We start from the raw sequence: 19,683 nt of genomic DNA on the forward strand, positions 1-19,683 counted from the left end.
AAAGGGAACAACCTCCTACAGCAACAGCATAATAGGCGATACACAGAAAAAACATCATCTCTATATGAACTAATTGTATAAATCCTAAATCACCATCTCCTTACATATATATAAAAGAAATATTTTCATTTTACTGCAAGCGCTATCATGGTAAAATGGATATATAGGAAGAAGGTGATCATATGGGCTCAATTGCTTATATTACTGATAAAAATATGATGGAGTACCATAGACTTCATGGTAACTCTGTTATCAATTTCTGGAAGCCAAGTATCAAAAGTATTACTGATTTTAAAAAGGGAGACATGCTGTTTTTCTTGACAAAGGGGACAGAGCGTGGGAAAAAAAGAGAAAAGGGAATACTTGGATATGGTCATCTTCGAAAGCAACAAAACATGGGGTTTACACAAATGTGGAATGTATATAAAACTCTGAGTGGCTATCCGGATAAGGAATCATTAAAGCAGGCAATCTGCAAAATTACAAAACAGGAGGAAGTACCTGAGCTACTTTCCTGCATGGAATTAGAAAATGTTATCTATTTTCAATATCCGATTTACCTAAGTGAAATCGGTATGAAAATTTCCAATAATATAGAAAGCTTTTTCTATATAGATAAAGAGGATATACAAAATACAGGAAGACTACTGCATCTGGCATCCTCTATTGGTACGGATATGTGGGTGAACAGTACTGTTATTACAAAGGAAAAGAATATGCAGGAGGATGCTGTACTTCAAATACTGGAGAACCTGAGCAGACGTATAGAGACTAGCTTCTATTCAGAATATGAAGAATCAAAAATACGTCATTATATACAAAAACTTCAGGATGCAAATATACAGTCAATTAGAAACAGTAAAACAGAGTATTGGACAAAACGCGATGGAAAAATAATGATTTTACTGCCATGCCTCTTAAACTTTATAGATGCTGAAAGTAAAATGCAGTATAGCATTGGTCATTATCAGCTATTTAAAGTATATATAAATCAAAGTGAATATGCTGATCAGATTTCCATCAAACTATTGTTCAACCAAAAGATCCACAGTAATTGGAGACTTGCTCTCAGCTATTTAAAGATAGAATATGAAGAAAGGCTAGTCGAAGAGGACTAGCCTTATAGCTATTACCTGAAGAATACAAAAGAAAGGGACCATAAGAATGAATTTTGTTTTCCTTATTTTGTGTCGGAAAGCAATCATTCCAAGACCAATACCAAAAGCTCCTCCAAGGAATGCATACAGTAACAGAAATCGCTCAGGTATTCGATAACGCTTATGAATGGCTTTCCATTTATCAATTCCCATCATACAAAATGAAATCACGTTCCAGAAGACGATGTAGATCATTCCTCCACTGCCTGCAAAGCACGCTGAATCTTAGATGTGCAGTTTTTTTCATAAACAAGCTGCACATGAGAAAGAAGCTTCTGAAAAACAGAAAGCCCGTCATGTGGCTGCTTATATTCATATTCAATTTCATAATCTGTATGACTTCCATAGGTGCTGATATCAAAGCATAGTTCAGCATTCTCTGTTTCTACAACAGCTCTTTTTGTCACCAAAGTAGTTAACGGAATGATTGCAGCTTCAATTTGATACTCATGCAATAGCTGAACAATTTCCTCTGATTGCAGAGCATGAACACTGTTTTCAGATACTTCACACTCACACTCGCACAGCCCATCAAGATTCTCCTGCCGCATCTTTAATGTAAACAGAAACCTTCCATTTCGCTCCCGTATACGCATTGCACCCTTCTTTTTCTGAATGTCCCCGTTTACCGTATCATAATAGGTATTGGTCTGGGTTATAAAATTCAGATTTTCATACAAACTACACAGCTTATCAAACTGTTCCTTACTCACAAGCATTTTATATTCTTTTTCAACATGTTTATTCATCTTTCATCACCTTATAGGATATGATACAATAGTACCATAACAAAAGGAAGTGATTTGTGATGAAATATTCAGTAGTTGCGAAAAAAGATGCAAAATCACATGCAGTAGAGGAGAAAATCAAAGAGCGTCTGCAGTCTTCTGGCTGGATTTATGACAAAGCAGAACCACAGCTTGTTATCTGTGTGGGAGGAGACGGTACACTGCTGTATGGCGTGCATCAGTATCTGCATCGAATCAGCGAAGTAAACTTCCTTGGCATTCATACAGGAACCCTTGGCTTTTTCACGGACTATACGGAAGAGGAGCTGGAGGAATGCCTGCATGATGTATTGGAAAAGGAGCCTGTGATATTTGAATCCGGTTTATTGAAAATAAAGCTGGATAATAATCCAAACCCTTATTATGCATTAAATGAGATGCGTGTTGAGAATATTGTGAAATCTCAAATCATGGATATATATGTAGACGGTGAGTTTTTTGAAACCTGCAGAGGCTCCGGCATCTGTCTATCCACTCAGGCAGGCTCCACTGCATATAATCGATCTCTTGGAGGAGCAGTTATAGACTGTGGATTATCTCTTATGCAGCTGGCGGAAATAACAGCTATTCAGCACTCCAAGCACCGCTCCCTCGGAAATCCGTATATCATGATGGAGAACCGTCATGTAACAATGAAAAGTGAAACCTTTGATACAGCAATACTCTGCTATGATCATTTGAATGTGCCGTTGGAAGCCACCAAAGAAATCTATTGCGAGATGTCTGATCGGAAGGTTAGATTCGCACGTTATCGTCATTACAGTTATTTGAGAAGATTAAAAAATTTATACTGACAGATAGTATTGATGAAGGGATATGATTTAGTCATAAGCTGCTTCATTAGTCTATTCAGTTGCAGGAAGAACGAGGATTATCGCATCATGAAAAGTAAAAAAACAGATACGCGGGGAATCTGTTTTTTATATCCGTTTTTTCCTGTACCAACCATTATTTACTTTTGAGAAATGTATCGTATAACAAATATCAATAAATTGAAGTAGCATGCGCATTTCATCCGTTATAAAAAAAGCAAGCAAAATAAAACCAATCACAAAACTTATGATTGGCTTATTCATATACATAATCAGAGAGCTTTTTTGCTTTTGCACTGGCATTCATAATGATTCCAAATGCAATCAGATATGACAGTAATGATGAACCGCCATACGATATCATAGGAAGCGTGATTCCGGTAATCGGCAATAAACCGATTATCATCCCGATATTTTGTATCTGTTGATACAGCAGCATCCCCAGAATACCCAGAATGAAATACTTTTCAAACATATTCTTTGACATGCTGGCAATACGGCATAAATGAATATCAAGCCCAAGACACAGAACCACTATGAATAATGTTCCGATCAAGCCCCAGCTTTGTCCAATAACAGCAAAGATAAAGTCGGTCTGTGCTTCCGGTATGGATACCAGCTCGATTCCCATACCATGACCTGTAAGGCCGGCCGAGCCAAGAGCAAGCAAGGCCATATACAGCTGATGCCCCTCTCCATTGATATCTGTTTCCGGATTCAGCCACGCTGTTATTCGTTTCAGACGATATCCTCCTTCACCACCAATCAGCTCATTCAGAACATTGAAATGATAGTAATACATATAGAAGAATAATACCAGCACAATGACAATCAGGATACCTATGATGACAAACCATTGTTTTTTTATACCGGAACATACGATCATCGCCACCAGTGAAATAGCGATAATCAATACCACTCCGGTATCTGGCTGAGCAAGTATCAGAAGGATAGGGGGAACTGCCCATTTCGCTACATTCATAAACAAAGAGAAATCCATTTCATAGGACTCTGTTAATTTGTTATTGTTATGCTCATCAATCACACCGGCAGTTATTAAAATCAAAACGATTTTCATAAACTCACTGGGCTGAAAAGAACCGAACGGCCCCAGCTTAAACCAGGATGTGGCACCGTTTGTTGTGATGATCATTCCCAGCAGACTGCCTCCGGTCAACATATTGTATACCTTACCAATCAGCAGCACCACAAGACAAACCATAAGAAACCAGTATCCTATTTTTGCGAACTGCAGCATGGAATCATTACCGAGATACATAATCACACCGATCGCGATTGATCCGATAATAAACCACATTGCCTGCTTCATCATATAGTCTATACCGGCTGCCTGACCGATAATACCAAAAGCGGAATAGATGGACAGAAGACTCATGCCAATCGTTAAAATCAAATATGTAACTAAAACAAAATCGAACTTATCCGGACTCTTTGCCCTGGATAATCCTACTTTCATTTGCACCACTCCAGACAAAAACCTTTTTGAAACAAGGTTGTACTTATTATAACACGGTTTATATTTCTTATGTTGCAGCATGGTCAATTATTTTCTGAATTTCTATTAAGAAATGAGAATAAGCATACACTGCAGGTTAGGATGATTGTATGAAAAAACAAAAGCATATAGGATTATACCCAATGGTCATGTTATAATAATAAGCAGTGAGTGGAGTTGATAAAATGACTAAAAAAGCTACCTATACACCGATGATGAAGCATTATCTGGAATTAAAAGAACAGCATGAGGATGCAATCATATTCTATCGTCTCGGTGATTTTTATGAAATGTTTTTCGAAGATGCAAAGACGGCATCCAGTGAGCTTGATCTGGTTCTGACAGGAAGAAATGCCGGTGTAGAAGAACGGGTACCGATGTGTGGAATTCCACATCATGCCGCAAAGGGATATATACAGCGACTGATTCAAAAAGGATATAAAGTCGCAATTGTTGAGCAGTTGGAGGATCCGGCACTGGCAAAGGGACTGGTGAAGCGGGATGTCATCAAAATCGTTACACCCGGAACCATCATGGATGAAGTAAGTGATGAGAAAACAACTGTCTATATTGCTTCTCTGCATGACTTTCAATTCGGTCTTGCCGTCATACTCTGTGAAATGACAACCGGAGAGCTGCGTGCGCAGCTGATTGATAAGCATGTCATGGCAATACAGAAGGTTCTGCTGGGAAACAATGTACGAGAAATTGTAATACAGGAGAAGTTTGATAAGAAAATCGTGAAGATGATAGAAGAAATGCAGACGATTACCGTTTCCTATCATAATGATAACGCATTAAAGGAAGAATACCGTCATTTGCTGAATGGAATTGAAGATGACCGTGTGGAAACTGCCTTTGGCGTTCTCACCAATTATCTGGATGAAACACAGAAGCGAAATATGGCTCATCTGAATGCTGTTGAAATGGTATATGAAAATGATTTTCTTCAGATGGATTTTTCGACAAAGCAGAATCTGGAGCTGACCTCCAGTCTGCGCAGCAATTCACGCTCACAGACATTATGGAGCTTTCTTGATAAATGCCGCAGCTCCATGGGCTCTCGGTTATTAAAAAAATGGATTGAATACCCGCTGGTTGATACAGCGATGATTAACCGGCGTCTGGATGCTGTTGAATATTTGAATGATAACTTCATTACGAAGGATGAACTGCGTGAGCATCTGGGCTTTGTCTATGATATGGAGAGACTGAGTGCCAGAGTGGCCTATGGTTCTGCAAATCCGCGGGATATCCTGCGACTGATCAAAACGCTGGAGCATACACCGCAGATTTTTGAATTATTTCATGACTGCAGTGCCTATGAGGAATTTCAGAGTATCGATCCATGCCGGGAGCTGTACGATATGATCGAGGGTGCCATCATTGATAATCCTCCTTTGACATTAAAGGATGGCGGTGTGTTTGTGGAGGGCTATAATGAAGAGCTCGATCAGGTGCGCGAAATCGGTAAAAACGGGAAGAACTGGATTCTTGAGCTTGAAAACAAGGAGCGGGAAAGAACCGGTGTAAAGTCTTTGAAAATCGGATACAACCGTGTATTCGGGTATTATATTGAGGTTACAAAAACCAATCTGGATTCTATAAAGGATGAATTTGGTTATGTCAGAAAGCAGACACTGACCAACGCAGAACGCTTTATCACGCAGGAGCTGAAGGATAAAGAGGACGCGATTGTACATGCGCAGGAAAGAAGTATCCGTCTGGAAGCAGAGCTATTCAATCACCTTCTGAATCAAATCAAGGTATATCTGCCTAAGTTGCATGATCTTTCACATGCATTGGCCACAATTGATGCATTATATGCACTTGCAGAGATTTCCAGTGAAAACGGATATACACGGCCACAGTTTCATACCGGTCATTCCATTCACATGAAGGAGGCAAGACATCCGATCCTGGATCGAATGATGAAAACAACACGTTATGTTTCCAATGATCTGGAGATGGGTGAGGACAATGACATTCTGATGATTACCGGACCGAACATGGGTGGTAAATCCACCTATATGCGACAGACCGTTTTTCTTGTCATCATGGCCCAGATAGGCTGCTTTGTCCCTGCAAAGAAAGCGGAAATGCCAATCTTTGATCAGATATTCACACGGATCGGCGCAAGTGATGATATCATGTCGGGACAGTCAACCTTTATGGTGGAGATGATCGAAGCGAACAATGCATTACAGAATGCCACAGCAAATTCACTTATTTTATTTGATGAGATCGGGCGCGGTACCTCCACATATGACGGTATGGCACTGGCGCAGGCTATGATTGAATATATAATACGAAATATCAAAGCGAAAACGCTATTCTCTACCCATTACCATGAGCTGACAGAAATGGCAGAAAAGAATGCAGGTATCCGCAATGTGCATGTGGATGTACATGAAGAGGATGATAAGGTTACATTTTTATACCGCGTGCTTGACGGCAAAGCAGATAAATCCTATGGAATCAATGTTGCACGTCTTGCACATCTTCCTTCCTCCGTGCTGGAGCGTGCCAAGCTGATTCTGGACAATCTGGAGCTGCAGCCGAATATGGTAAAAGAGGTGAAGCCACCACTCGTCATAGAAAAAGAGAATCCGCAGCACATGCAAATCATCAATCAGGTTAAACAGGTAGATGTAAATAAAATGACACCGATGGAAGCCATGCAGTTTCTGTATGAGCTGAAGGAAAAAATGTCATAGAAGAGAACTCTGTAATCCCGGATTACAGGTTTTCTGTTTTATAAGAAAGAAGGAGTACTTATGGGTAGAATCAATCGACTGGACGAACATCTCAGCAATATGATTGCGGCTGGAGAGGTCGTGGAACGTCCGCAGGGTATTGTAAAGGAACTGGTTGAAAACTGTATCGATGCACACGCATCAAATATAGAAATACAAATATCACAGGGTGGTATTGCGACCATTACGATTATAGATGATGGTGACGGTATGGATCCTGTGGATGCCACGCTGGCATTTGAGCGGCATGCCACAAGCAAGCTGAAAGAGGTTAATGATCTCTGGAATATACATACAATGGGATTTCGCGGGGAGGCACTGCCTTCCATCGCATCTGTTTCTCATGTACTGCTGCGAACAAATGACGGCACAAGCTCTACCGAGGTGGAGATCAACTACGGCAAGCTGATTAGTGCCAGACCATGCGGGACTCCGAAGGGAACCATGATAGAAATTCAGAATCTGTTTCAGAAAACACCGGCACGCTTCAAGCATCTGAAAAGTCCGCAGTATGAATTTTCTCTTATTTCGGATGTAGTTCAGAAGTTTGCCCTTTCCCATCCGGAAATCGGATTCTGCCTGTCTCATGATGGAAGAACGGTTTTTAAAACCAAGGGCAGCGGTAATCTTTTGGAAGTACTTATGCAGATTTATGGAAGAGACAGTGCGAAGAGTGCGATTTCGCTGGATGGAAGTGATCAGGATTATAAGATAAAAGGCTATATCATGCAGCCGCAGTTTAACCGTGCAACAAAATATTATATGCTGCTGTACATCAATGGCCGTATGATACGTAATTACCATTTGCAGAAGGCAATACTGGATGCATACTCACCTTATATGCCGAAGGACAGATATCCCATCGTTGTCATTGATTTACTGATGGATGCACAGCTGGTGGATGTCAATGTACATCCGTCCAAATGGGAAATTCGTCTGTCCAAGGAAAAGCAGCTGGAAAAGCTCCTCTATGAGACCATTCGCAAAGCACTGCTGGAGCAGCTTGAGGTTCCACGCGTTAATATTACAAAGGAAACCGTAAAAGAGAAGGTGGAAGAGCAGGAGCTGCAGTTTACGTATGAACGTGATGATAGCATTTCAAGACTGCATGAGGAAGTAAACGACAGCTTTATACATCCGGAAAAGAATGAAAAGCCCTCTCTGGATATGGAAGAGCTTCGTAGAAAAATCGAAGCAGATAAAAACCGGAGAAAAGAATCAGCTGCTCCGATACAGCCTAAGACTAAGGAAATTCTTCCTGAAATCCGGGAAGAAACAGCATCCTACGAGTCTGAGGATTCAACATCGGTAAAGGCGGAGACAGAGGAAGCAGATGTCAAGGTTCAGCATGAGGACACTGACAAAACAGAAGTGCTGCCCGCTGCCGACACCGGGTCTGAGGCACACACAGAAGCTATAGAAACAGACATTTCTTCGGATGCAGCTGTTGCATACAAGGAAATCAGTCAGTCCGAGGAGCTTGTCTATGAGAAAAAGGCAGAGGCGGAACAGCCACAGCCTTTGAATCCGAGTCTTCCACAGCTTCGTGTGATTGGTCAGTTCCACAGCTGCTATATATTGGCAGAGGGTGAAAAGGGCCTGTACATAATTGATCAGCATGCAGCACAGGAGCGCTATCATTATGAAATTATCAGAAAGCAGATTCTTGACGGAAACAATGATACCCAGCCGCTGCTGCTGCCTATAACAATAGAATCTACGATTTCTGCTGTTTCGCAGGCAGATGATTTGAACGCATTGCTGGAACAGCTCGGCATCCATCTTGAGGTCTTTGGAGATCATACCTTTGTGTGCCGTCAGCTGCCGCTGTGGATGAAGGATGTTGAAGAAGAGGCTTTTCTCTGCGATATGATTGATATTTGGGAAAAGGATAAGGAAATCAGTCTGGATAAGCTGCGGAAGCATGCAATAGCTACCATGGCATGTCACAGCTCCATACGCTTTAACCGCAGTCTTACACTGGATGAAATGAAGCGTGTCATAGAGGATTTAGCACATTGTGAGCAGCCGTTTCATTGCCCGCATGGAAGACCGACAATGATCTGTATGGAGGATAAGGCATTGATCCATGAATTTGAACGTGGATAAGCAGCAGGAGGAAACAGCCTGCAAGCATATAGCTGCTTGTAGTCGCTGCCTTTTGAAATGGCATACCTCTGGCTACAGTGAGAACGGATACTGTGAATACTGAGGATATCTTGTGAGAGAACGGAGTTAATTATGGAAAAAGTACTGGTGATTGCAGGTCCCACAGGCGTAGGAAAAACAAGCCTTAGTGTGGAGCTGGCAAAAGCCTGTCATGGAGAGGTTATCAGCGGAGATTCCATGCAGGTTTATAAAGAAATGAGTATCGGAACAGCAAAAATAACAAAGGAGGAAATGCAGGAGGTACCGCATTATCTGATTGATTTCTGTTCCTTTACAGAGGAATACAATGTTAAAATTTTTCAGGAGAAGGCCAGAGAATACATAGCGGAAATCACCAAACATGGGCATCTTCCCATCATATGTGGAGGAACAGGGCTATATATAAAGTCCTGTCTGTATGATTATCAGTTTGTCGATCAGCCACAGGATACGGAGTTTATGAATTTTCTGGCAGAGCGAAGTACGGATGAAATATGGGGGATGCTGTCAGTCATCGATCCAAAAGCCTGTGAGAATCTGCATCCGCATAACAGGCAGAGAATCGTTCGTGCTCTTGCGATGGCACATACCGGAGAGAAAAAAAGTGAAATCATTGAGTCACAGGAACACCGTCCTGTTTACGATGCCTATATCATAGGTCTTACAATGGATCGTTCGCGGCTGTATGAGAGAATCAATGCAAGAGTCGATACCATGATGGAACAGGGATTGCTGCAGGAAATTGAACAGCTCCATACCCTGCAGGAGGATGTCTGGAGTCTGCAAAGCTTTCAGGGAATCGGCTATAAGGAATGGAAAGCTTACATAGAGGACAGGGAATCAGTTGCCACCTGTGTGGAACGTATTAAGAAAAATTCACGTAATTTTGCGAAACGCCAGTATACATGGTTCCGCAATCAGATGCAGGTGCACTGGTATGATGTTGAAGATGAGAACTATCGCGAAAAGATTTTAGAAGATGTAAAAGCATGGATGGAGAACTGAGATGGAAACACCTTTACAGAGAATGGAGCTTCTGATTGGAGAAAACAATCTGGAAATATTAAAGCGTTCCACCGTCATGGTTGTAGGTGTCGGAGGTGTTGGCTCCTATGCTGCGGAGGCACTGGCAAGAAGTGGAGTCGGAACCCTGATTCTTGTTGATGGTGATACCGTTGCACCCAGCAATCTGAACCGTCAGATACATGCCGTCTATGCTACCATCGGTCGATCAAAAACAGAGGTTATGAAGGAACGGATGGAAAGCTATCGCAGGGACTGTACAATCATCTGCAAGGATATATTTTATAAGGAAGAGGAAAATGCAGTCCTCTTTGATAAACCGGTGGATTTCGTTATCGATGCAATTGATACCATGAGCAGTAAGCTTTCCTTAATCACATACTGCCTGAAACATAAAATACCCTTTATCAGCAGCATGGGGATGGCAAACCGTCTGGATCCGACAAAGGTGGAGTGCTGCGAGCTTATGAAAACAAGCTATGACCCTGTTGCGAAAATTATGCGAAATCTGATTCGGAAGCATCATATAAAAGGAAAGATTCCGGTTGTGTTTTCCAGTGAAAAGCCCAGCGTACAAACCAAAATCATAAATGAAAACGGTGTTACCAGAAAGCAGAAAATGCCGCCTGCCAGCTCACCGTTTGTTCCGAGTGCTGCTGGTCTTGCAGCGGCTTCCTATGCTATGCGCATACTGCTTGAGAAAGGGGAACACCATGGACAATGAAACTCTGAAGGTTATTCGTAGCCGTACATCCCTGCGTACCTACGATGCGAAACCGCTGCGTGAGGAAGAAGAAAACGCCATTATCGAGAGTGCTCTTCTTGCCCCTACTGCTGGAAATCAGATGCTGTATTCCATGATCATCATCCGTGATCAGGAAAAGAAAAAGAAGCTAAGTAAGCTTTGTGACTATCAGATGTTTATACAGGATGCCCCACTTGTTATTGTATTTGTCGCAGATCATCACCGCTGGTTTGATTATTATCGCATGAACGGCGTAAAGAGGTATGCGGAAAAGCACGGATTATCATTTACATCACCTGCGGAGGGGGATTTAATGCTTGCGGTGGAGGATGCGATGGCTGCAGCGCAAAACAGTGTCATAGCTGCGGAATCTATGGGAATTGGTTCCTGTTATATTGGTGATATACTGGAATTATGAAACGGTAAAGGATCTGCTTCAGCTACCCGATGAGACCTTCCCCATCGCAATGCTATGCTACGGACATTATAAACAAGAGCACAAAAAGGTGTTTAGAAAACGCTTTGATAGAAGGTTTGTGGTATTTGAGGATTCCTATCGGCAGCTGCAAAAAGAGGAATATGAGCAAATGTTTGCCGAGCGTGCGGAAAAGGAATTTCTGACACAGAATAAATACGCAGCGAAAAACTATGCACAGCAGTTCTATGCGAGAAAAACGGGAGCCTCCTTCAGTAAGGAAATGACTAGAAGTGTAAAGGAAGCCTTAAAGGCCTGGACAGGAAAATAACGTCTTATCGCTAACAGACTTTATTTGGAAAGGATATTATGAGACAAATAGATGTTGTCTATTCGCCGATGTGTGAAGCTACAGCTGCAATGGTTGAAAAGCTTCGAATCTGGCTGGAGGGCATAGACATACAAATCAATTTAATTCCATATCATCAGCTGCCATCGGATAAAAAAAATTTGCGAAAATGTGAAAATTGCTTTATCGATGTATACGATCGTGGTCGAAAAATAGACACGGTACCGTTGCATAAGCAACAGCTGTATGCAGCCCTGCAGATTGAAAGAAATGCAGAGGATGAAGAACCTGTATTCTCAAAATGGAATGGTTTGACAGAAGAGCAGTTTAAAAATTGTTTACATAAGGATGAAATTTCATTCATACCTATCACAAAACATAATTATCTCAGAGAAATGTCGATGTGTCTTACCAATTATCCCTTTGGTAATCCCTCTGAGCAATATCATCAAAGCTGTATATCATTAAAATCCAAGGTGTTTTCAGAGATATGGCAAAAGGAAGATATTGCTGGAATTTTCGCAGTTTTGAATGATAGGGTAATTGGCTTACTGGAGGTAATGCCAAGAGAGATTTTACAAAAATACGGCTATATGACAGGAACAGCAGGGAATAGCGACAGCTATTTGACAATAGGCTGCTACGAGGTTGGATATGGTGTTCCTCGGGTTGAAATGCTGGATGCTCTGATGGAGAACCTGGAAAAGGTATATCCGCTCTTCCATCGGAAATACCTCGAAGGTATCGGTATTTATGAATGGAGGGATGGATTCAATCCATACTGGGTATATGAAAAACATGGGTACAGCAGAACGGAAAAATTAGCTGACAATATTATTGTAATGTCAAAGAAGCTTTGCAAGTAGTGCAATCCATAGCAGATGAGAAGAGGAACAGCTGTTAAGAATGCAGGGTACTCTGTGTCATAGTAAATATATAACATATAAGGAATCAAATTTATCAGTTTATGATATTTGATTCTTTTTATTATGTTCGCTTAATTTCTTGTTGTTATAGAAAAGCCTTATGATCACTGATTGTATCTATAAATGAATAAAAGGAATGAAGCATGCAGCAGCCTTTGAGACAGCTGCGTCAGTTTCTATTGACATATAGATAGCACTGCGATATAGTATATATAGAGGTTCGATATATAGAGATACAATGTAGTAGTGGAGGTTATCTATGGATGAAAAACTAAGACGTGTTTATGTGCCGATGACAGAAACCGGTTTTTATATTCTGTTTTCCCTGCAGGAGGAACGCCATGGTTATCATGTAATTCAATATGTGAAAAAAATTACAGATAACGAAATCATTATAAGTGCAGGAACCTTGTATGGAACTCTTTCAAAAATGGAAAAGGATCAGCTGATCAGGTTTACAAGAGAGGAAGAAAAAAGAAAATATTATCAAATTACAGAGCTTGGCAGTACGGTACTGCAGCTGGAGCTGGCCCGTATTAACCGCTTATATATCAACAGTAAAGGAGGATGCTATCATGGAAACAAAGAGAATCTTTAGATTCTTCTCACTTGCGGAATATGGCGAAGAACAGAAGTTTCTGGAAGAAATGCATCAAAAGGGCTGGAAGCTGAAAAGCTATACGGTTTTCAGGGGGTATGTCTTTGAGAAATGCATACCGGAAAACTGGATTTATCAACTGGATTATCGTGATGAAGTAGAGGATCTGAATGCTTATATACAGCTGTTTCAGGATTGCGGCTGGGAGTATGTCATGATGTTTAATTCCTTCTATTATTTTCGCAGAAAAGAGAATGGGGAAGAAAACAATTCGGAGATTTTCAGTGATCGTGAAACGCGGCGGGAATATTGTGAGTCTATTTATAAGCGAAGTGTATTTCTTACCTTGTTTTGTGCAATCATATTTTCTATTATCATAGTTCCCGGTCTGTGGAAGGCTTTGCAAATGTTTGAAAGAGATCCATGGTTTCTTGTTGTATATTCTTTGATTTCCGGTATTATGCTGTTTGAACTCCTGTTTTTAATAAAATGCACGCTGAAATTATATGCGGCAAAGAAGGAGCAGGAAAGCACTTAAAGCGATGCAGTATGCTTCATAATCTGTTACTTTGTGTTTACGAAAAAACCAGAGCTTATTCATAATGAATGTTCTCTGGTTTTTATTATAATTGTTTTACTTATGCGCAGGAGTATTTGTTTTACTGGTTACGTGAGATCAATCAGTATTAGAATCAACAGGCTTTATGAAAATGATATGCTTATATAGAATAATTTCGCTTACCGAAAATCACAGTACCCAGGCGAATCATATTCGAACCATGCTTCAAAGCAATCGGATAATCATCACTCATCCCCATGGACAGATAGCGGATCTGCTCACTTCCATATTCACTTTGCAGCTTGTGAAAGAGGATATTCATCCTTTCAAAGCATTCCTCAATACGGTCACGGTCCGCATCCAGTGGACCAACACACATTAGTCCCTGAACATCCAGGTGTTTATACTGCATGCACTGTTTTACAAAGGCAGGACATTCTTCCATATACACACCAGTCTTGTTTGCTTCTCTTGATATATTTACTTCAATCAGTACCGGCATAATTTTATCGATTTTCGCACACTGCTTTTCTATTTCCTCAGCCAGACGCAGACTGTCGAGACTTTGGATCATATCAGCGAGAGGAACAACATCCTTTACTTTATTGCGCTGTAAATGACCAATCATATGCCATTGATAGCGATCATCATATTTTTCTTTTAATTCCTGTACCTTATTTTCACCAAACACCCGACATCCGCAGGCATAGGCTTCATCAATTTCTTCTTTCGTATGTGTTTTACTTACTGCAATCAGTGTAACATGATCCGGAAGATGTTTCTGTATTTCCTGAAGTTTCTTTTTATCCATTTTGCATCACCTGTATCATATTATAGCACTATTTTGTATAGATAGAAAAGAATCTGTTTCATATGCGGAAAATGAAGAAGAAATTAGATATTGAATCCCAAAATGTTATGCTTATACGCGTTTGCAGTAATCCTTTATTTTACAGTTATTTTGTATAGGATAGGCAGTGAATGTTTACTGCAAAGAAAAATTCAATATATGAAATGGCAAAAGACATTAGGAAGAGGCGAACATCAGAGAACAGAAAAGACAGAATCTATTGACTCTGTCCATCTGGCAGGTATGCTGCCTGTATGTTGAAGGGAATGAATGAAGTTCCCTAACACTATCTTATGCAGGGACTGGTGTTTTATACGAAAATTTTGATCGATAAAGAAAAAAGAGAATGCAGGAGCAATCTTATCATATTTTTTATGCATTCTTAAGTTTGTACTGTGACTGTCAACATAAAAGCCTATGCGTGTATTTTTATTATCCATGTGTATTGTATCCAGTAATCATTCATCGGAACCAGTACAGATAAGACCAGAGCAAAGAACTTAATAGAAAAGCTGTGAGGCTTTCCTTATGATGGAAAATTCAAAGCTTACTCCTCAGTATGAATTCATAATTATGCCTGAAAACATATTCTGCAGCTTATCAGTACACAATGCTGTAAATAGCATGAGAAATCTCTTTGTAGTGCAATAGCTGATTATGCTATAATGATAGGGTCTAGTTAAAGGAGTGTCAGGCTATGAACAAGGGATTGTTTATCACATTTGAAGGAAATGACGGAAGCGGGAAAACAACCATCAGTAAGCTTGCATATGAAAAGCTGAAAGAGATGGGGTATCCTGTACTATATACAAGAGAACCGGGAGGCATAGATATTGCGGAACAGATTCGCAGCATCATACTGGACCCGGCCAATACGGCAATGGATGAACGCTGTGAGGCATTGCTGTATGCCGCCAGCCGCCGCCAGCATCTTATAGAAAAGGTACTGCCTGCGCTGAAGGAAGGAAAAATCGTTCTCTGCGACCGCTTCGTGGACAGCTCTCTGGTTTATCAGGGAATTGCCAGAGGTATCGGTGTTGAGGAGGTCTTTGCTATCAATCAGTTCGCAATTGAAGGGCATCTGCCGGATGTTACGGTATTTCTTTCTGTTGATTTTGAAACAGGACTGTCCCGCGTCACAAGCCGTGGCAATAAGGATCGACTGGACAATGAAAGTATGGAGTTCCATAAGCTGGTTGCACAGGGCTATGAGCTGATCAAAGACAAATTTAAGGAACGTATGCATATTGTGGATGCCAATCCTGATGTGGATACAGTTTTGAACAATACAGTAGCCTGTCTTATGGAGATTATAAAAAACCATGTTTAAAGATATTCTGAGAGAACAGCAGCCGGTGGTATATCACACTCTGCGAAATGCTCTGGAGCATAACCGTCTTGCGCATGCCTATATGTTCAGCGGTCCCAGCGGTACGCCTAAAAAAGAAACAGCATATCTGCTGGCCCAGAGTCTGGTTTGCAGGGAATCAGGCTTCGCCTGTGAGGTATGTGATACGTGTGAGCGTATTGCACACAACGAATATGCCGATATGATATATCTGGATGGAACAAGTGTTTCCATTAAGAAGGACGATATTCTGAAGCTGCAGCATGCATTCGCAAAAACCGGCCTTGAAAAAACCGGAAAGAAAATATATGTGCTGGATCATGCGGAAAATGCGACACCGGATGCATTAAACTCCCTGTTGAAATTTCTGGAGGAACCGGGAAGTGATATGATTGCAATACTGATTGTGGAACAGCTGGACAGAGTTCTTCCTACCATCATATCCCGCTGTCAGAATATCCCCTTTACCCCGTTGAGCGCATCACAGTGCCATGCGGCGGTACAGGAGGATCTGGAGGCGCTGGATGCCTATCTGCTCAGCAGCATGATCCGCCAGAAATCGGAAATTCTGGAGGCTTCGGAAAGTGAGGATTATCAGCATGCCCGCTTTTTAATGAAGGGAATGCTGGAGCGTTATCTTTCCTCACCATATGATGCTTTGCTGTTTCTGCAGTTGGAAGGCTTTCCTTCAAAACAGAAAAAGCACGGAAAGCAGGCAATGCTCTATCTGCTTGATATGCTTACTATATTCTTCCGTGACTGTCTGCGTGGCAGTCGTCGGCAATCGGATACATGGTATCAGAATATGCTGAAGGAATATCAGAAGAAAAACATGGATATGGCAGCAATTCTGCAGATTCTCATGCAGACGAAGGATACATTACTGCGTTCGGTCAACCTGCAGCTGCTCGTTGATCAGATGCTGTACAGAATGAAAGAGGTGACAGAATGAATCAGTCGGAAGACAGGAACGGGATTTCAAAAGGAAATCCGAATCCGAAGCAGGATAAAAAGAAGCATCATGACAGAGGCTTTGAACAGAAACGGGATATGAAGCATCATCCCAAGCATGATGGAAAACCCAATATGAAGTCGGAAGCGAAGGAACCACGACAGGAAGTAAAGAAGGAAATGAAGCAGGAACAAAGGCCTGCACAAAAGCCGGAGCACAAGAAGGCAAACCACAATGAACGCAAGCCGGAAGGCAGAGTTTATAAATACATCGCGTTTGTATCCTTTAAGGATTCAAAAAAAATCTATACCTTCGGTACCGATGTGGATGAGTACCGGGTGGGTGATGATGTGGTGGTTGAAACGATTCGTGGTCTGGAGCTTGGAAAAATCGTTAAGGAAACAGAAACCTTTTTGTCCAACGGAATGGAGATCAAGCCAATCACACGCAAAGCAACAGAGCGTGATTTAAAGCAGGCACAGGAAAATATTGAAAAGGCCGGTAAGGCTATGGAGATATGTGCGGAATGTATCCGTAAGCTTGGATTGGATATGAATCTGATTGAAGCGGAGTATACGCTGGATTGCAGTAAAATCATCTTTGTATATGTTGCGGATGAGCGTGTGGATTTCCGTGAGCTTCTCAAGGAGCTGGCAAGTATTTTTAAATGCCGCATTGAGCTTCGTCAGATCGGTCCCCGTAACAAATCAAAAATCATTGGTGGTCTGGGAACCTGCGGTATGGAAACTTGCTGTTCCAGATTTATGAATGACTTTGATGTCGTATCTATCAATATGGCAAAGAATCAGCTACTGGCATTGAATATTCAAAAGCTGAGCGGACAGTGCGGCAAGCTGATGTGCTGTCTGAAATTTGAAGACAGTCAGTATAAGCGGCTGCGTGAGGGTCTGCCGAAAATGAATTCCCAGATTGAATACAAGGGAAGCCGGTATCGAATTACCAGTATGAATGTACTGCTTCAGCAGGTAAAGATTGAAAATAAAGAGGATGTACAGTTTCTTTCCTTTAAGGAATTGTGGCCGGATATAGATTTCTCCGATCGGTAGGTGAACAAAATGAATCGTCAGAAGAGCTTTGAAAATGAAAAAGCAACCCTGTATGTGGTGGCAACGCCAATCGGAAATCTGCAGGAAATGACACCAAGAGCATTGAAAGTGCTGGAGTCTGTCGATGTAATTGCGGCAGAGGATACCAGAAACACACTGAAGCTGTTAACGCATTTCGGTATTCATACCCGACTGATTTCCCATCACCAGCACAATGAGACTCAAAGTGCGAACGGTCTTTTGGAGCTGCTGCGTCAGGGACAGGATATCGCGCTTGTGAGTGATGCCGGCTATCCTTTGATCAGCGATCCGGGCTGTGTTGTAACACAGAAGGTAATCGAGGAGGGCTTTAATGTCGTTCCAATATCCGGAAGCAATGCGATGCTGAATGCCCTGGTATCCAGTGGCATGGACACCAGACATTTTCTGTTTTACGGATTTTTGAAATCCGGTGAAAAGGAACGGATTCGTGAATTGTATGAATTAAAATACTATCCGTTTACCATGGTCTTTTATGAAGCACCGCACCGTGTAAAAAAAATGCTTGCTTCCTGTCTTGAGGTACTGGGCAACCGCAATATCTGTCTGGCTCGTGAGCTTACAAAAAAGCATGAGGAGTTTCTGAGAGGAACTATCGAAGAAATTCTGGAAATTGCGGAGGAGCTTAAGGGTGAAATGGTAATTGTTATGGAGGGCTCCAGAGAAACCAAGGATCCGGGAGAAGATTCCGCAATGCCGCTTGTTCATGAACAGATCAATACCTATATTAAAGAAGGATTGACTACCAATGAAGCAATCAAGCGTGTCGCAAGAGAGCGCGGCCTCAGTAAAAATGAAATATATAAGCAGTACCACGGATTATGTTAAAATACCTGAACGTAAGTGAATCAATTGTTTGAACTACGTTATTGAGCTGTTAATAAGGATTGATTTCTGTATGGAACAGGAGTTAATCCTTTTTTAAAAGGAGAAGAGCATGAATTTAACAAAGGAACCCTGTCTGTATGCGGATATGCTGCAGTGCAGAAATGCAGGCGGGTTAGTTTTATATGAAACAGAGACAGCCCTGCTTTTACAGGGAAGAATTTCAAAGATTTTATACAGTGCTGCGGCAGATAATCAGGCAGGGAAAGAAATCGTGGAGCACCTTCCAAAGCAGTTTGGCATACTGGTTGCCCATGACACCTATACGGATCCCTGGCTGAAATCCATGCGAAAGCTGGAAAGCGATCTGGAGTGTGTTCACTGTGTATATGTTGAGGATGTACCCCCTGCAGTAGCCCTTCCGGAAGGCTTTGTAATAAATAGGCTGGATGCATCACATACACAGAAAATCATTGCATTATACAGGCATTCAATGGAATCTCTGGCAAATGAACAGTATATCGGTAAATGTCTGCAGGATGGTATGTATGGTGCATTTTACAAGGGTGAGCTATGCGGATTTATCGGGGTACATGAGCAGGAAAGTATCGGAATTCTGGAGGTTCATCCCAAATGGCGGAGAAAAGGATTAGCTGTGGCTCTGGAGCAGGTGATGATTGGCAAACAGCTGGAGCGCGGCAGACTGCCCTATGGTGAAATTGTAAAGGATAATACTGCCAGTATCCGGCTTCAGAAAAAAGCAGGGATGATTACAGATGAAAAGCTTACCTACTGGTATTTTCCCTGAAT

At 41.5% G+C, this 19,683-nt stretch carries 20 protein-coding genes; 16 read left to right on the forward strand and 4 right to left on the reverse strand.

What is annotated here, in order from left to right; all coding sequences use genetic code 11:
• Positions 1 to 182: 182 nt before the first annotated feature.
• Entirely contained in the window at positions 183 to 1,118 is a 936-nt protein-coding gene (locus ACG3M1_RS00065) for a hypothetical protein (protein ID WP_008816035.1), read from the forward strand.
• On the opposite strand, the gene ACG3M1_RS00070 is transcribed toward ACG3M1_RS00065, so the two are convergent.
• Entirely contained in the window at positions 1,101 to 1,352 is a 252-nt protein-coding gene (locus ACG3M1_RS00070; RefSeq protein WP_008816034.1) for a DUF1294 domain-containing protein, read from the reverse strand. The two genes, ACG3M1_RS00065 and ACG3M1_RS00070, sit on opposite strands and share 18 nt — an antisense overlap.
• Positions 1,349 to 1,906, reverse strand: a complete 558-nt coding sequence (locus ACG3M1_RS00075; RefSeq protein WP_008816033.1) for a CYTH domain-containing protein — start codon at positions 1,904 to 1,906, stop codon at positions 1,349 to 1,351. The genes ACG3M1_RS00070 and ACG3M1_RS00075 overlap by 4 nt, the downstream gene beginning before the upstream one ends.
• Before the next feature lie 59 nt (positions 1,907 to 1,965).
• Between ACG3M1_RS00075 and ACG3M1_RS00080 the strand changes: the two genes are divergently transcribed.
• Positions 1,966 to 2,739, forward strand: a complete 774-nt coding sequence (locus ACG3M1_RS00080) for an NAD kinase (protein WP_008816032.1) — start codon at positions 1,966 to 1,968, stop codon at positions 2,737 to 2,739.
• A 274-nt stretch (positions 2,740 to 3,013) separates the two neighbouring features.
• Here ACG3M1_RS00080 and ACG3M1_RS00085 read toward each other — a convergent pair whose 3' ends face one another.
• Positions 3,014 to 4,234 (reverse strand): FtsW/RodA/SpoVE family cell cycle protein, encoded by a 1,221-nt coding sequence (locus ACG3M1_RS00085; RefSeq protein ID WP_008816031.1) that lies wholly within the window; start codon positions 4,232 to 4,234, stop codon positions 3,014 to 3,016.
• Positions 4,235 to 4,458: 224 nt separating this feature from the next.
• Here ACG3M1_RS00085 and mutS point away from each other — a divergent pair, with 224 nt between their 5' ends.
• From mutS to ACG3M1_RS00130, 9 genes are all read left to right on the forward strand, one after another.
• Positions 4,459 to 6,990 carry a DNA mismatch repair protein MutS gene (mutS, locus tag ACG3M1_RS00090; protein WP_395814657.1) on the forward strand — a complete coding sequence of 844 codons (2,532 nt, stop codon included), beginning with the start codon at positions 4,459 to 4,461 and terminating at the stop codon, positions 6,988 to 6,990.
• Between the two features lie 60 nt (positions 6,991 to 7,050).
• A complete protein-coding gene (gene mutL / locus ACG3M1_RS00095; RefSeq protein ID WP_021420136.1) occupies positions 7,051 to 9,138 on the forward strand; it encodes a DNA mismatch repair endonuclease MutL in 2,088 nt (695 codons plus the stop codon).
• A gap of 132 nt (positions 9,139 to 9,270) precedes the next feature.
• Complete coding sequence (gene miaA, locus ACG3M1_RS00100) at positions 9,271 to 10,182, forward strand: tRNA (adenosine(37)-N6)-dimethylallyltransferase MiaA (protein WP_217780483.1); 912 nt, start codon at positions 9,271 to 9,273, stop codon at positions 10,180 to 10,182.
• A 1-nt stretch (position 10,183) separates the two neighbouring features.
• Positions 10,184 to 10,924 carry a tRNA threonylcarbamoyladenosine dehydratase gene (locus ACG3M1_RS00105; protein WP_009588980.1) on the forward strand — a complete coding sequence of 247 codons (741 nt, stop codon included), beginning with the start codon at positions 10,184 to 10,186 and terminating at the stop codon, positions 10,922 to 10,924.
• The gene (locus tag ACG3M1_RS00110; RefSeq protein WP_395814660.1) at positions 10,914 to 11,363 is read left to right on the forward strand and encodes a nitroreductase family protein; all 450 of its coding nucleotides are present in this window, start codon (positions 10,914 to 10,916) and stop codon (positions 11,361 to 11,363) included. Before ACG3M1_RS00105 ends, ACG3M1_RS00110 begins: the two co-directional genes overlap by 11 nt.
• 88 nt (positions 11,364 to 11,451) lie before the next feature.
• Positions 11,452 to 11,691 (forward strand): hypothetical protein, encoded by a 240-nt coding sequence (locus tag ACG3M1_RS00115; protein WP_395814662.1) that lies wholly within the window; start codon positions 11,452 to 11,454, stop codon positions 11,689 to 11,691.
• Between the two features lie 38 nt (positions 11,692 to 11,729).
• Positions 11,730 to 12,575, forward strand: coding sequence for a hypothetical protein (locus tag ACG3M1_RS00120; protein WP_008816026.1), 846 nt, complete (start codon positions 11,730 to 11,732; stop codon positions 12,573 to 12,575).
• 319 nt (positions 12,576 to 12,894) lie between these two features.
• A complete protein-coding gene (locus tag ACG3M1_RS00125) occupies positions 12,895 to 13,233 on the forward strand; it encodes a PadR family transcriptional regulator (protein WP_008816025.1) in 339 nt (112 codons plus the stop codon).
• On the forward strand, positions 13,211 to 13,771 hold the full coding sequence (locus tag ACG3M1_RS00130; RefSeq protein WP_008816024.1) for a DUF2812 domain-containing protein: 561 nt from the start codon (positions 13,211 to 13,213) through the stop codon (positions 13,769 to 13,771). The genes ACG3M1_RS00125 and ACG3M1_RS00130 overlap by 23 nt, the downstream gene beginning before the upstream one ends.
• Before the next feature lie 181 nt (positions 13,772 to 13,952).
• Here the strand turns inward: ACG3M1_RS00130 and ACG3M1_RS00135 are convergent, their stop codons facing one another.
• Positions 13,953 to 14,603, reverse strand: a complete 651-nt coding sequence (locus ACG3M1_RS00135) for a YggS family pyridoxal phosphate-dependent enzyme (protein WP_002606703.1) — start codon at positions 14,601 to 14,603, stop codon at positions 13,953 to 13,955.
• Positions 14,604 to 15,339: 736 nt separating this feature from the next.
• Between ACG3M1_RS00135 and tmk the strand changes: the two genes are divergently transcribed.
• The 5 genes from tmk to ACG3M1_RS00160 all read left to right on the forward strand — a co-directional run bounded on the left by tmk (position 15,340) and on the right by ACG3M1_RS00160 (position 19,681).
• Entirely contained in the window at positions 15,340 to 15,972 is a 633-nt protein-coding gene (gene tmk, locus ACG3M1_RS00140) for a dTMP kinase (protein WP_395814665.1), read from the forward strand.
• A complete protein-coding gene (locus ACG3M1_RS00145; RefSeq protein ID WP_008816022.1) occupies positions 15,965 to 16,942 on the forward strand; it encodes a DNA polymerase III subunit delta in 978 nt (325 codons plus the stop codon). The genes tmk and ACG3M1_RS00145 overlap by 8 nt, the downstream gene beginning before the upstream one ends.
• Positions 16,939 to 18,009, forward strand: a complete 1,071-nt coding sequence (gene ricT, locus ACG3M1_RS00150) for a regulatory iron-sulfur-containing complex subunit RicT (protein WP_008816021.1) — start codon at positions 16,939 to 16,941, stop codon at positions 18,007 to 18,009. The genes ACG3M1_RS00145 and ricT overlap by 4 nt, the downstream gene beginning before the upstream one ends.
• Before the next feature lie 9 nt (positions 18,010 to 18,018).
• Positions 18,019 to 18,876 (forward strand): 16S rRNA (cytidine(1402)-2'-O)-methyltransferase, encoded by an 858-nt coding sequence (rsmI, locus tag ACG3M1_RS00155; RefSeq protein WP_065530292.1) that lies wholly within the window; start codon positions 18,019 to 18,021, stop codon positions 18,874 to 18,876.
• Between the two features lie 109 nt (positions 18,877 to 18,985).
• Entirely contained in the window at positions 18,986 to 19,681 is a 696-nt protein-coding gene (locus ACG3M1_RS00160; RefSeq protein WP_021420139.1) for a GNAT family N-acetyltransferase, read from the forward strand.
• Positions 19,682 to 19,683 lie beyond the last annotated feature (2 nt).

Source organism: Clostridium sp. 10cd* (genome assembly GCF_044336395.1).
In the GTDB taxonomy this organism is placed as follows: Bacteria; Bacillota_I; Bacilli_A; order Erysipelotrichales; family Erysipelotrichaceae; genus Clostridium_AQ; species Clostridium_AQ innocuum.

Bases quoted from the DNA above. Each gene is read 5' to 3' on its own strand.
- miaA (WP_217780483.1), top strand. From the start codon at position 9,271: ATGGAAAAAGTACTGGTGATTGCAGGTCCCACAGGCGTAGGAAAAACA.
- mutL (WP_021420136.1), top strand. From the start codon at position 7,051: ATGGGTAGAATCAATCGACTGGACGAACATCTCAGCAATATGATTGCG.
- ACG3M1_RS00080 (WP_008816032.1), top strand. From the start codon at position 1,966: ATGAAATATTCAGTAGTTGCGAAAAAAGATGCAAAATCACATGCAGTA.
- ACG3M1_RS00105 (WP_009588980.1), top strand. From the start codon at position 10,184: ATGGAAACACCTTTACAGAGAATGGAGCTTCTGATTGGAGAAAACAAT.
- tmk (WP_395814665.1), top strand. From the start codon at position 15,340: ATGAACAAGGGATTGTTTATCACATTTGAAGGAAATGACGGAAGCGGG.
- mutS (WP_395814657.1), top strand. From the start codon at position 4,459: ATGACTAAAAAAGCTACCTATACACCGATGATGAAGCATTATCTGGAA.
- ACG3M1_RS00070 (WP_008816034.1), bottom strand. From the start codon at position 1,352: ATGATCTACATCGTCTTCTGGAACGTGATTTCATTTTGTATGATGGGA.
- ACG3M1_RS00110 (WP_395814660.1), top strand. From the start codon at position 10,914: ATGGACAATGAAACTCTGAAGGTTATTCGTAGCCGTACATCCCTGCGT.
- ACG3M1_RS00135 (WP_002606703.1), bottom strand. From the start codon at position 14,603: ATGGATAAAAAGAAACTTCAGGAAATACAGAAACATCTTCCGGATCAT.
- ACG3M1_RS00065 (WP_008816035.1), top strand. From the start codon at position 183: ATGGGCTCAATTGCTTATATTACTGATAAAAATATGATGGAGTACCAT.
- ACG3M1_RS00075 (WP_008816033.1), bottom strand. From the start codon at position 1,906: ATGAATAAACATGTTGAAAAAGAATATAAAATGCTTGTGAGTAAGGAA.
- ACG3M1_RS00085 (WP_008816031.1), bottom strand. From the start codon at position 4,234: ATGAAAGTAGGATTATCCAGGGCAAAGAGTCCGGATAAGTTCGATTTT.
- ACG3M1_RS00130 (WP_008816024.1), top strand. From the start codon at position 13,211: ATGGAAACAAAGAGAATCTTTAGATTCTTCTCACTTGCGGAATATGGC.
- ACG3M1_RS00160 (WP_021420139.1), top strand. From the start codon at position 18,986: ATGAATTTAACAAAGGAACCCTGTCTGTATGCGGATATGCTGCAGTGC.
- rsmI (WP_065530292.1), top strand. From the start codon at position 18,019: ATGAATCGTCAGAAGAGCTTTGAAAATGAAAAAGCAACCCTGTATGTG.
- ACG3M1_RS00120 (WP_008816026.1), top strand. From the start codon at position 11,730: ATGAGACAAATAGATGTTGTCTATTCGCCGATGTGTGAAGCTACAGCT.
- ACG3M1_RS00125 (WP_008816025.1), top strand. From the start codon at position 12,895: ATGGATGAAAAACTAAGACGTGTTTATGTGCCGATGACAGAAACCGGT.
- ricT (WP_008816021.1), top strand. From the start codon at position 16,939: ATGAATCAGTCGGAAGACAGGAACGGGATTTCAAAAGGAAATCCGAAT.
- ACG3M1_RS00145 (WP_008816022.1), top strand. From the start codon at position 15,965: ATGTTTAAAGATATTCTGAGAGAACAGCAGCCGGTGGTATATCACACT.